Genomic DNA, 12225 nt, shown 5'->3' on the forward strand with positions numbered 1-12225 from the left:
GCTTCACCCGCGCTGGGGGGCCCCCCCCCACACCACCCCGGGCGCCCGGCCCAACCCCCCCCACGACGAATTCTCAATTCGAACTATCGATCAAGCTCTCCAGCAGCCGCTTCAATTCGCTCGTCGATTTGTCGCCGTAGCTCTCCAGGATGTGCTCTTCCTGGTCGACCGCGAGCGAGTTGAGCTTCTTGCTCAGCACCTTGCCGCGATCGGAGATGAACATCAGGACCTTGCGGCGATCGTTCGGGTCCTGCACGCGGTAGACCAGCGTGTCCGAGACCATGCGATCGATCATCTTGGTCAGCGTCGGATGGTTGAGCAGCACGGCATCCGCGAGTTCGCCCATCGAATGGCCGTTGCCATCCGACAGCACTTTCAGGATGCGCCACTGCTCGACGGGCACGCCTTCCTTGCTCAACCGCAGTTCGAGCTGCCGGTTGATCTCCCGGTTGGCTTGCGCGAGCAGGTAGGCGAGGTGTTCGGTGATCGGGGTGTTTGGTTTTGCCACGGCTAAGACTTTGTCTTGACCCAAATGAGTGAATGTCTTGCAATCGATGCTGCATCTATATGCACTTCAATTCTTGAATATTCAATATTTTCAAAATAGGATATTGCCCAACAATAGGGCGGGTGCCGCGGCCGCCTGCTGAATGAGCTTTCAAGTCTGGTATCAGACAGGAGTTGGCGTGCGCGCGACGGTAAACTTCCCGGCTCACGGCGGTCCGGCGTTACCGCCGTCCTTGCTGTTCAGGAATCTGTCGCCCGCGGCAGCGGATTTCGACCTGTCGCCGGTTGACGCGCATTTCATGAAGCGCCGCGGCGCACACAACAAGCTCCGCGTCGGCGGCTTCATCTGCTGCACCGGCTCGCCCGGCGTTTGGGGTCCGTGCGCGACAAGCAGTGCGCAGCTCGCCGTCGCCGAGATCAACAAGCGCGGCGGCATTCTCGGGCGCGAAATCGAGCTTTCGATCTACGACGCCGGCGGCCCGCTCGACGAGATTCTGAGCCGCGCCGAGCAGGCGATCGCGTCCGATGAGATCGATCTCATCGTCGGCTTACATACCAGCGCGGTGCGTGTGGCGCTGCGCAAGGTCACCACCCGCCACCGCATCCCCTACATCTACACACCCGTTTACGAAGGCGGCGAGCAGACGCCGGGTGTCATGGCGATCGGCGAGACGCCGCGCTGGCAGAGCCGTCCGTCGATCCACTGGCTTGCCGACGTCAAAAAGGCGGCGCGCTGGTACCTGATCGGCAGCGACTATGTCTGGCCCTGGCAGTCGCACCGCGCGGTGAAGCGCTACATCAAGGAGGCCGGCGGCCATGTCGTCGGCGAAGAGTTCGTTCCCCTCGGCGAAGACAACCACGAGCCGCATCTGGAGCGCATCCGTGCCGCGAGGCCGGATGTCGTCCTGATCTCGTTGATCGGCACCGACAGCATCACGTTCAATCGCGCGTTCGGCGAATGCGGTCTCGGCGCCACGACGCTGCGGCTGGCCGGGGCGATGGACGAGACCGTGCTGCTCGGAATCGGCGCCGACAACAGCGAGAATCTGTTCTGCGCCTCCGGCTATTTCCCCGGCATCGGATCGCGGGCCAATGACGACTTCCAGAGCCGCTATCGCGCGATGTTCGGACCGAACGGCCCCCCGATCGGGTCGCTCGGTCAATCCAGCTATGAGGGACTGCGCTTCCTTGAGGCCGTAGCAAACAAGGCGGGCACGTTGGCGATGGCGCCCATGCTCGCGGCCGGCCGCAACATCGTCTATGGCGGCGCGCGCGGCCCCGTCACCGTCAGGAACGGTCATACCCGGATGCAAATGTATCTCGCCGGGGCGGATGGCCTCGATTTCAAGCTGATCAAACCGATCTGATGCCGGCGCGGCCATCCGCAAACGCCCGAATTCAAAATAATACTTGAAAAGGAAAATATTTCCGTCTGTAATATCGAGGTGGAGCCGATGGGCCCGCGCCGTGCACGCGCGCCCATGAGGCTCCAATGCCAGGGATTCCAATTCCAGGGATCAAGAAGCCTTGAGGAGAGCGCCGTGACAGTTGTCCTTCCCACGCCAGCCCAATTGCGCAGTGTCGCCGACCAGTGCGGCCTTTCGCTGACCGACGACGATGTCGCCTCGTTCCGCGGCCTGATGCAGGGCTCGATCGAGGCCTACAATCTCGTCGGCGCCATGCCGGACGAGGTGCCGGAGGTCAAATATCCGCGCACCCCGGGCTATCGGCCCTCGCCGGAAGAAAACCCGCGCAACGCCTGGTATCGCAAGTCGACGGTGAAGGGTGCGGCGAGCGGCAAGCTCAAGGGCAAGACGGTTGCTCTCAAGGACAACATCATGCTCGCCGGCGTTCCCATGATGAACGGCTCGGCGACGCTCGAAGGCTACGTCCCGGATTTCGACGCCACCATCGTCACCCGCATGCTCGATGCCGGCGCCGAGATTGCCGGAAAAGTCCATTGCGAATCCTTCTGCATGTCCGGCGGCAGCCACACCAATGCGGTCGGCGCCGTCCACAATCCGCACAAGATGGGCTATTCGGCCGGCGGCTCATCGTCAGGCTCAGGCGTCGTCGTCGCGCTCGGCGAGGTCGACATGGCGATCGGCGGCGACCAGGGTGGTTCGATCCGCATGCCGTCCTCCTTCTGCGGCACTTATGGCATGAAGCCGACCTGGGGCCTCGTGCCCTACACCGGCATCATGCCGATCGAGGTGTTCGTCGATCACACCGGCCCGATGACGGCGACCGTCGCCGACAACGCCCTGCTGCTCGAAGTGCTGGCCGGCGACGACGGCTACGATCCCCGCATCAAGGCGCCCAAAGTCGAGGAGTACACCAAGGCGCTCGGCCAGGGCGTCAAGGGCATGAAGATCGGGATCCTCAAGGAAGGCTTTGAGCAGGCGAATGCCGAAGCCGCCGTGAACGAGAGCGTGCGGGAGGCCGCAAAGCGTTTTAGGGATCTCGGCGCCACGGTCGAGACCGTTTCGATTCCGATGCATCTCATGGGCCCCGCGATCTGGACGCCGATCGGCACCGAGGGCATGACCCAGACCATGATGTATGGCGACGGCTATGGTCTGTCCCGCTCCGACCTCTATTCGACCACGTTGATGGACTTCCATCGCGGCTGGCGCCGGCAGGCGGATTCCCTGTCCGAGACCACAAAGCTGTTCCTGCTGCTCGGCACCTACATCAACAACACTTTCGGTCCGCGCTATTACGGCAAGGCGCTCAACATCTCCCGACGCCTGACCGCGGCCTACGACAAGGCCTTCAAAGACTACGATTTGCTGCTGCTGCCGACCACGCCCATGAAGGCGACGAAGCTGCCGGAAGCCACGGCCAGCCGCGAGGACTATGTCGCGCGTGCGCTGGAGATGATCCCCAACACCGCGCCGTTCGACATCACTCATCATCCGGCGATGTCGCTGCCCTGCGGCATGGTCGACGGCCTTCCCGTCGGCCTCATGCTGGTCGGCCGCATGTTCGAGGAATCCACCATCTACCGTGCCGCCCACGCCTTCGAGCAGATCGGCGACTGGAAGAAGATGTGAGCGAGGCATTGATGCGGGCCAACGGAACAGGGAAGCGTTTTCGGACGCGTCAAGACAACAAGCCGGAGCCCCGTTCCGATCCCGTCGGAACGGGAAAGGCTCTGGCGCATGGCTAACGCATTCGTCGCGGCTTTCGAGATCCTGAGCTTTGGCGCGATCATCGTCCTGATCGTGCTGGGGCTCGGGATCATCGCCAGCATGATGGGCATCTTCAACTTCGCGCAGGGCGAGTTCGTCCTGCTCGGGGCCTACATCACTTATCTCGCCTACGCCAAGGGCCTGCCGATCTGGGCCGGCATGGTCGCCGCGCCCTTCGTCGTCGGCGCGCTCGGCTTCGTGCTGGAGGCGCTGATCATCCGACGCTTCTACGCAGCGCCCATCGTCGCCATGCTCGGGACCTATGCGCTCGGCCTGATCATCCGCGAATCCGTGCGCGGCCTGATCGGCGGCTTCTATCTCACCGTGCCGGAGCCGATCGGCGGCTCGATCGATATCGGCGCCATGCACATCTCGGCCTGGCGCTTCACCATCATCGTCATCACAGCGCTGGTGATGGGCGGCTGCTATCTGTTGCTGGCGCGCACCAGCTTCGGCCTGCGCGTGCGCGCCACGCTGGAAAATCCCTCGCTGGCACGCGCCTCCGGAATCTCCACGCCGCTGATCTACGGCGCCACCTTCGCCTTCGGCGCGGCACTTGCCGGCCTTGCCGGCGCTCTGATCGTGCCGGTGTTCAGCCTGTTCGCCGATCTCGGCCTGCGCTTCCTGATCCAGGGCTTCGTCGCGGTGATGGTCGGCGGCGTCGGCTCCTTCATCGGGCCGGTCGCAGGCGCCGGCGTCATCGGCACGCTCAGTGCCGCGCTGCCCTGGGTGATGGCGCCGGTCGTCGCCGATGTCCTCGTCTTCGTTCTTGCCATCATCTTCATCAAATTCCGGCCGCAGGGCCTCATCGCTGGAAAAGGGGTTTAGTCACATGTCCGATCGCACTCAGCTCTCCCGCCGCCGCTTCCTCTCGAATTTCGCCTTTGCCTCCGGCGCGGTCGCAACCGGCGTCGGCAGCTGGGTGATCCCGGCGCCCTGGGCCAATGCGGCCGAAGCCCCGATCAAAGTCGGCATCGCCACCGACCTCACCGGGCCGATCGCCTACGCCGGCAATGCCGACGCCAACGTCGCCAAGATGGTGATCAAGGAGATCAACGCCGGCGGCGGTCTGCTCGGCCGCCCACTCGAGCTCTATATCGAGGACACGGCCTCCAACGAGTCCGTCGCTGTCGGCAACGTCCGCAAGCTAATCCAGCGCGACAAGGTCGACATGGTGCTCGGCGGCATCACCTCGTCGATGCGCAACGCCATCAAGGACCCGATCGTCGCGCGCGGCAAGACGCTCTACATCTATCCGCAGCTGTACGAAGGCAAGGAGTGCACGCCCTATCTGTTCTGCACTGGGCCGACGCCCGCGCAGCAGTGCGACGAGTTCATTCCCTGGCTGATCAAGAACGGCGGCAAGAAGTTCGCGCTGCCGAGCGCCAACTACGTCTGGCCGCACACGCTCAACGTCTACGCCCGCAAGGTGATCGAGGCCAATGGCGGCGAGGTCGTGTTCGAGGAATATTATCCGCTCGACCAGGTCGACTTCTCCTCGACCGTCAACCGCATCATCTCCAACAAGGTCGACGTCGTCTTCAATACCGTCATCCCGCCCGGCGTCGGTCCGTTCTTCAAGCAGCTCTATGAGGCCGGCTTCCTCAAGAATGGCGGACGGCTGGCCTGCGTCTACTATGACGAGAACACGCTCAACATCAATCAGGCCGCCGAGATCGAGGGTCTCGCCAGCTGCCTCGATTATTTCAAGGTGCTGACCAAGGAGAACCCGTTCGACGCGAAAATCCAGGCGGCCTACGAGAAGGATTTCCCGGGCAACTTCCTGTTCGCCGCCGGCAGCGCCGCCACCGGCACCTATCGCGGCCTGAAGCTGTGGGAAGCCGCCGTCAAGGAAGCCGGCAAGATCGACCGCGAGTCGGTCGCCGCGACGCTCGACCACGCCAAGATCGCCGAAGGCCCCGGCGGACCGGCCGAGATGGTACCGGGCAAGCGGCATTGCAAGATGAAGATGTACACCGCGGTCGCCAAGGGCGGGAATTACGAGATCGTCGGACGCAGCGACGGGCTCGTCGATCCCAAGGAATGCTGAGGCGGAATGCCGAAGTCGATGAGTGTGGTAAGAGAGGCCATCGCCGGCGACGAAGCGGACGATGCGATGGCTGAGCGCGCGGTAGCGGAACAGGTCGCAGCAGGACGAAAAGTCCTGCCGATCGTGGAGGGCGTCGTGCTCGTTGCGGCGCTGGTCGCGCCGCTGGTGCTGCAGGACTACCTCACGGTGTTCGCGACGCGGGTGATCATCCTCGCGCTGTTCGCGCTCTCGTTCGACCTGGTGTGGGGCTATGCCGGCATCATGAGCTTTGGCCAGGCGCTGTTCTTCGGCTCGGCCGGCTATGGCGTGGCGTTGCTCGCGCGCGACCTCGACATCACCAACATCTTCCTGGTGCTGCCCGCGGGAACGCTGATCGGGCTCACGTTCGCGCTGTTGCTCGGCGGCTTCCTGCTGCTGGGACGACATCCCTCCAGCGTGATCTTCGTCTCGCTGGGCACGCTAACCGGCTCCTACGCCGCCGACCGGCTGGCGCGCGGCTGGTACTATCTCGGCGGCCAGAACGGTATCCCCTCGATCTCGTCGATGACGCTCGGCAGTTACGAATTCTCGGAAGGGCCGCCGTTCTACTATCTCGTGCTTGGCCTTCTTGTCGTGGTCTATCTCCTCTGCCGTTTTCTGGTGCGCTCGCAGTTCGGGTTGGCGCTCGCGGGCTTGCGCGAGAACGAGCAGCGCATCGCCTTCTTCGGCTACAAGACGCAGCACCTGAAGGCGATCATCTTTGCGATCGGCGGCGCGGTGGCGGGTCTTGCCGGCAGCCTTTACGCCTTCCACGAGGGTTTCGTCTGGCCCAACATGGTCGGCGTCGTGGTCTCGACGCAAGTCGTGCTCTACGTCCTGTTCGGCGGTTCCGGCACGCTGATCGGCGCCGTCATCGGCGCCGTCATCGTCGAGGGCGTCAGCTTCTGGCTCTCGGACAATTACCGCGAGGTCTGGCCGATCATCCTTGGCGTGCTGCTGTTGCTCGTGATCCTGTTCCGGCCGCTCGGTCTGATCAGTTTTGTGCTCGGCGAGCGCGAGCGGGTCGGCAGCTTTGGTGGCAAGTCCAGGAAAACCGGGAAGGAGAAGCGCGATGCCGCTCCTTGAAGCCACCGGCGTCAAGAAGATTTTCGGGAAGCTCACCGCGCTCGACGGCGCCGAGCTCACTGTCGGCGAGAACGAGTTTCACGGCCTGATCGGACCGAACGGCTCCGGCAAGAGCACGCTGATGAAGTGCATCGCCGGCGCCGAGGTGCCGACGCAGGGCAAGGTGAGTTTCATCAACACCGACATCACCGCGTTCACGCCGACCGAGCGTGCCCGCGCCGGCATGAGCCTGAAATTCCAGATCACATCCGTGCTGCCGACGCTGACGCTCTACGACAACATCCTGCTCGCGCTGCAGGCGCAATCCTCGCTGTTCGATCTCGTGTTCTCGCGCACGCGCGGGCTCCTGCACGATCAGGTCATGACCATGCTGACGCAGTTCCGCCTCGCCGACCGCGCTTTCGATGCGGCCGCAGCGCTGTCGCACGGTCAGCAGCAATGGCTGGAGATCGCGATGGCGCTGGCCGGCAAGCCGAAACTCCTGCTGCTGGACGAGCCGACCGGCGGGATGAGCCTGGAGGAGCGCCGCGTTACCGGCGAATTGCTGCAGCCGATCAAAAAGCATTGCTCGCTTGTCATCGTCGAGCACGACCTCGATTTCATTCGCGACATCTGCGATCGTCTCACCGTGCTCGACCAGGGCAAGGTGCTGGCGTCCGGCACGGTGTCGGAGATCCAGGCCAACAAGGCCGTCCAGGAGATCTATTTGCGCCGTGCCTGAATTTTTGGACATCAAGCATCTCGACGCCGGCTATGGCCGCAGCCAGGTCCTGTTCGACGTCAACCTCGGCATTCCCTGGCGCGGCGGTGTCGCCGTGCTCGGCCGCAACGGCGCCGGCAAGACCACGTTGATGAAGACCATCGTCGGCGAGTTGCCGGCGTGGAAGGGCGAGGTCGCCTTCGATGGCCGCGACATCAGCCGCCGCGCGACCCAGGAGCGCGTCCGCGCCGGCATCGGCTACGTGCCGCAGGAGCATTCGGTGTTCGCGCGTCTGTCGGTGCGCGACAATCTCGCGGTCGGCTCGCTCGCGAGCAGGAAGGCCGACGCGGTCGACCACGTGCTGACCATCTTCCCAAAACTCGGCCAGCGCCTCGACCAGCCCGCCGGCACGCTGTCCGGCGGCGAGCGCAAGATGCTCGCCATCGGCCGTGCCATGCTGGGCGATCCAAAACTGCTTCTGCTCGACGAGCCGACCGAGGGCGTCTGGATCGGCGTGATCGAGGAAATTACCGAGCGCCTGATCGAGCTCGCGAAAACCATCGCCGTGATCATCGTCGAGCAGCACCTCGACCTCGCGCTTCGCGTCGCGGACTACGCCTACGTGCTCGACCGCGGACGAGTCGCGCTGCAAGGCGAGGCAGGCGAGGTGAGGGGCAATCCGGAGCTGCTGCGGTATCTGGCGCCGTAGGGCGCCCTGCCAGTCCGGTCATCCCCGCGCAATGGCGAAGCCATTGTCGCTGGAGGCGCTCGCGCAGCGAGCCTCGAAGGATGCACGGCCGCGCGGCCAAGCGGGCCGTCGGCCTTCGAGGGTAGCTGAAGAAGCGGACACCTCAGGGTGACGGTGAAGTGCTTCCGAAAAATGGATTGACGATGGACAGCCCGCCGATGCTGCGTCCGTGCTGCATGTCCTCGCTATACAGGGTCTCGCAGCCAGCCTCGATTGCGGTCGCTACGATCAGAGCATCGTAAAAGGCAAGCGTATGGTCGCGCGCAAGCGCAAGCGCCGTAGCGTGCGTGTCGGCAGTGAGATGACGCCGCCGCCGGCAATTGTGGTCAGCGCGCGCTCGCGCCGGATGTCGGCCGAAAAGGCATAGACCAGGATGTTGCTGTCGAAGAACGGGCTTATCTCTCGTTCGCTTCGTCCCGGTCGAATTTGTAACCCTCGGGCAGGGGAATCCGGAACTGGTCGGCTTGCCTGAGAAATTCCGCTCGTCTGTCGACCTTCTCTACTGCGATCTGGCCTGTCGAAGTCTCTACGACATTGAGCTCGTCACCGGGGGAGAGGTTCAAAGCCTCAACGAGTGCCTTAGGCAGGCGGACTGCGAGGCTGTTACCCCATTTGGAGACCAGCATGGAATGATATGCCCTGATCATTCGGGACCGCCGTCAGCTCGGTAAAAATCGGGATAGGGCGAGAGGTTCCCGCCCGCTTACTTCACCGCCCCGAACCGGCTGTCGAACGAGTTCGACTGGACCACCGGCGCGGCGCCCATGATCTGGGTCGCTTCACCCGCGCCATCGGACACCGACGGCTTCAGCGTCGGGCGGGTCGCCGCGAGGCGGGTGTCGGGCTTCGCTGGTTCGGCGGGCTTGGCGACGGCAACGGCTGGCTTCGGCGCATCCTTCCCTGCATCCTTGGACTTGTCGTGTCCCGGCACGAACCGGGTTACCGCGGCCTTCAGCCGGGACGCCGCGGTAGGCGGCGTCGTGGAAGTCGCAGCCGGGGCGACGGATGCCGTGGCCTGCGGCGGCGGCGTGGTCGCCGTGGCGTCGGCGTTGCCGATGCCCATCTTGCGGCCGAGGTTGGAGAAGAAGCCGGATTTCTCCGCCGGAGCAGCGGTGGCGACACGCGTGTTGGCGGCGGGCGCGCTGACGGCGACGACCGGCTCTTCCTGCGGCGAGGGCGCGGCCGCATCGAGATTCGGCTTCGGCGGATTGACGTGTCCAGGAATCGTGCCCGGCGCCTTCGCCATCGCCAGCATCTGGAGCGTGGTGCCTTCGGCTCCTTCCGACAGGCCGGTCGAGCCCTCCGGAATCTTCGCGGCAAAGATCTTGTTCATGCCGCCGTCGATGCCGGTGTTCATGCGCGCAACGGGCGTGCCGCGCGAGACCAGCTTGTTGTACTCGGCCTGGTCGCGTGCATCCTTCTCGCGCACGGCGCTGGCGATCTCCTCGGGGATCACATAGGCCGGGCACTTTGCGGACGCGTCGAACACCGGATCACGCTTGGCGTCGGGCGGCTTCGCCGCGTCGAACACGTACTTCTTTTCGCAGAAATCGACCTTCGGCTCCTGCCGCGTCACCTCGAAATGATCATAGCCTTCCTTGATCATCTTCCAGAACGGCATGTTCGGATTGTTCCGGTGCTTGGCCATGTTCACCGGCGTCATCTTGAACGGATAGGCCTGCAGCTGGAACGCCTTCTGGCCGCCGAAGAAGGACTCGCGCCCGAGCGAATAGATCTCGGCGATCTGCTCGTCCGTCATCGCGTAGCAGCCGCGCGAGGAACAATCGCCATGCACCATCAGCTGCGAGCCGCTGCGGCCCAAAGCCTTGTCGAACGCGTTCGGATAGCCCGTGTTGAACGACAAATAGTACGCCGACTGCGGATTCATCTGGCCCGGATTGATCGAGTAGAATCCTTCCGGCGCCTGGCGGTCGCCTTCGCGCACCTTCGGCCCGAGGTCGCCGGACCAGCGACAGATCGGATAGGTCTTGAGCAGCGCGAACTGGCCGTTGCGGGTCTGCTTCCAGACCTCAAGCTCGGCCTCCTGCTTGAACAGGCGCACCAAAATCGGTGATTGCAGATCCATGTCCTTCTCGACCATCGCGGCGAGAAGTTTCGGCGGGACCGGCTGGTTGGCCTTGGCATTGGTCGCAAGCGAAACCTGGTCGGTGTCGCAACCGGCCAGCACGAAGCTGGCGGCAAGCGCCACCGAGACCAGAAACGCGCGAGCAAGCGAACGAGAAATCAAGATGGACCCCACACCGTCCAGGGCATCGCGCGCAAACCCCAATCTTGAAGCATGATCCGACCGGAGACCCGGACCCGTCGCGACGGGCTTTTTCGCAATCACGCTCCAGCGCTTATGCCCTGAAGCCATTGATTAAAATTCTAACCTCTGGGTCATGTGGTCGCAACCCGAACGGGGATCACGAGCCCGTTGGCCCAAAGGCGTGGTCAACGAAGACTTAAACTGGGCCGTAACTTGGGCCTCGCGGCCAAACCGGTACAGAGATCGCTGATTTGGGCAAAAAAAGGGTTAACGCGGGGTTACCGGGGGCTCTTCACCTCCCCCGCTGGCAGGGGAGGCCGGGAGAGGGCTCGTGCCGCATCGGGAGTATCGCGAGAGGAAATACCCTCTCCCCGACCCTCCCCCGCAAGCGGGGGAGGGAGCGCACCGCCGCTGCGGTCCCAAACCGCCCGAATCAGCCCAGTTTCCGGCCGATATCGAGGAATTTCTGCCGCCGATGCTTGCGGATGGCGTCGCCGTCCAGGCCCCGCAGCTCGTCAAAAGCCTTGGCGATGGCGTCGCCCGTGGTGGCGATCATGGCGGCGGGGTCGCGATGGGCGCCGCCGACCGGCTCCTTCAGGATGCTGTCGATCACGCCGAAGCGGAGCATGTCCTGGGCGGTGATCTTCATGTTGTTAGCGGCTTCCTGCGCCTTGGAGCCGTCTCGCCAGAGGATCGAGGACGCCGCCTCGGGCGAGATCACGCTGTAGATCGCGTGCTCCAGCATCAGGACCTTGTTGGCGGTGGTGATGGCGATGGCGCCGCCCGACATACCCTCGCCGGTGATGATGGCGACGTTCGGCACGGTCAGCGCCATGCAGGCATCGGTCGAACGCGCGATCGCCTCGGCCTGACCGCGCTCTTCCGCGCCGATGCCGGGATAGGCGCCGGCGGAATCGGCGAGCGACAGCACCGGCAGGCCGAACCGCTCCGCCATCTCCATCAGCCGCACGCATTTGCGATAGCCCTCGGGCCGCGCCATGCCGAAATTATGCTTGATGCGGCTCTCGGTGGAATCGCCCTTTTCCTGGCCCATCACGCAGATGGCCTCGCCGCGGAAGCGGCCGAAGCCGGCCACCAGCGCCTCGTCCTCGCCGAACTTGCGGTCGCCGGCGAGCGGGGTGAACTCGGTGATCAGGCCCTTGATGAAGTCGTTGAAATGCGGCCGCTGCGGATGCCGCGCAACCAGCGTCTTCTGCCACGGCGTCAGGTTCAGATAGAGGTCGGCCATCGCCTGCGCCGCCTTGTCCTCGATCCGCCCGATCTCCTCGGCGATGTCGCTGCCGGAGGCCGCAAGCGTCCGCAATTCGTCGAGCTTGGAATCGAGCTCGGCGACGGGCTTTTCGAAATCGAGATAGCTGCGCATCTGGTCTGGCATCAACTCAATATAGGGAGAACGGGGCGAGGCGGCGAAGCGGATTCGATGTCGTGGAAAGAAATGTAGGTTCGTCAATGAGTTGGCTTGTGTGCTCGCAACGAGCGCAGGCCAAATCATCGTGAGGCCTCGGCTCTTTCTGCGGAGATGTGGCCGAAGTCAAGGCGGTTTCGGGCTCCGACCCGTACCGTAGCCCGGATGAGCGAAGCGATATCCGGGGCAGGTCGCCCCAATCGTCAATCCCGGATGTCGCTTCGCTC

11 protein-coding genes are annotated in these 12225 nt (G+C 64.0%); 7 read left to right on the plus strand and 4 right to left on the minus strand.

What is annotated here, in order from left to right:
• Positions 1–73: 73 nt before the first annotated feature.
• Entirely contained in the window at positions 74–508 is a 435-nt protein-coding gene (locus AC0L3K_RS27920) for a MarR family winged helix-turn-helix transcriptional regulator (RefSeq protein ID WP_007599198.1), read from the minus strand.
• A gap of 178 nt (positions 509–686) precedes the next feature.
• Between AC0L3K_RS27920 and AC0L3K_RS27925 the strand changes: the two genes are divergently transcribed.
• From AC0L3K_RS27925 to AC0L3K_RS27955, 7 genes are all read left to right on the plus strand, one after another.
• The gene (locus tag AC0L3K_RS27925; protein WP_219679450.1) at positions 687–1874 is read left to right on the plus strand and encodes a substrate-binding domain-containing protein; all 1188 of its coding nucleotides are present in this window, start codon (positions 687–689) and stop codon (positions 1872–1874) included.
• Between the two features lie 174 nt (positions 1875–2048).
• Positions 2049–3563, plus strand: coding sequence for an amidase (locus tag AC0L3K_RS27930; RefSeq protein ID WP_473367285.1), 1515 nt, complete (start codon positions 2049–2051; stop codon positions 3561–3563).
• 108 nt (positions 3564–3671) lie between these two features.
• Positions 3672–4529, plus strand: coding sequence for a branched-chain amino acid ABC transporter permease (locus tag AC0L3K_RS27935; protein ID WP_354200590.1), 858 nt, complete (start codon positions 3672–3674; stop codon positions 4527–4529).
• 4 nt (positions 4530–4533) lie between these two features.
• Entirely contained in the window at positions 4534–5751 is a 1218-nt protein-coding gene (locus tag AC0L3K_RS27940) for a substrate-binding protein (protein WP_007599205.1), read from the plus strand.
• A gap of 6 nt (positions 5752–5757) precedes the next feature.
• A complete protein-coding gene (locus AC0L3K_RS27945; RefSeq protein ID WP_007599212.1) occupies positions 5758–6855 on the plus strand; it encodes a branched-chain amino acid ABC transporter permease in 1098 nt (365 codons plus the stop codon).
• A complete protein-coding gene (locus AC0L3K_RS27950; RefSeq protein ID WP_354159892.1) occupies positions 6842–7576 on the plus strand; it encodes an ABC transporter ATP-binding protein in 735 nt (244 codons plus the stop codon). Before AC0L3K_RS27945 ends, AC0L3K_RS27950 begins: the two co-directional genes overlap by 14 nt.
• Complete coding sequence (locus AC0L3K_RS27955) at positions 7569–8264, plus strand: branched-chain amino acid ABC transporter ATP-binding protein (protein WP_007599215.1); 696 nt, start codon at positions 7569–7571, stop codon at positions 8262–8264. The genes AC0L3K_RS27950 and AC0L3K_RS27955 overlap by 8 nt, the downstream gene beginning before the upstream one ends.
• Positions 8265–8698: 434 nt before the next feature.
• On the opposite strand, the gene AC0L3K_RS27960 is transcribed toward AC0L3K_RS27955, so the two are convergent.
• From AC0L3K_RS27960 to AC0L3K_RS27970, 3 genes are all read right to left on the minus strand, one after another.
• Positions 8699–8929: an AbrB/MazE/SpoVT family DNA-binding domain-containing protein gene (locus AC0L3K_RS27960; RefSeq protein ID WP_007599216.1), complete on the minus strand. Its 231-nt coding sequence runs from the start codon at positions 8927–8929 to the stop codon at positions 8699–8701.
• 77 nt (positions 8930–9006) lie between these two features.
• Positions 9007–10551, minus strand: coding sequence for a L,D-transpeptidase family protein (locus AC0L3K_RS27965; RefSeq protein ID WP_245285965.1), 1545 nt, complete (start codon positions 10549–10551; stop codon positions 9007–9009).
• Positions 10552–11005: 454 nt separating this feature from the next.
• Complete coding sequence (locus tag AC0L3K_RS27970; RefSeq protein ID WP_007599220.1) at positions 11006–11968, minus strand: acetyl-CoA carboxylase carboxyltransferase subunit alpha; 963 nt, start codon at positions 11966–11968, stop codon at positions 11006–11008.
• Positions 11969–12225 lie beyond the last annotated feature (257 nt).

Source organism: Bradyrhizobium sp. MI1.10, from assembly GCF_055811035.1.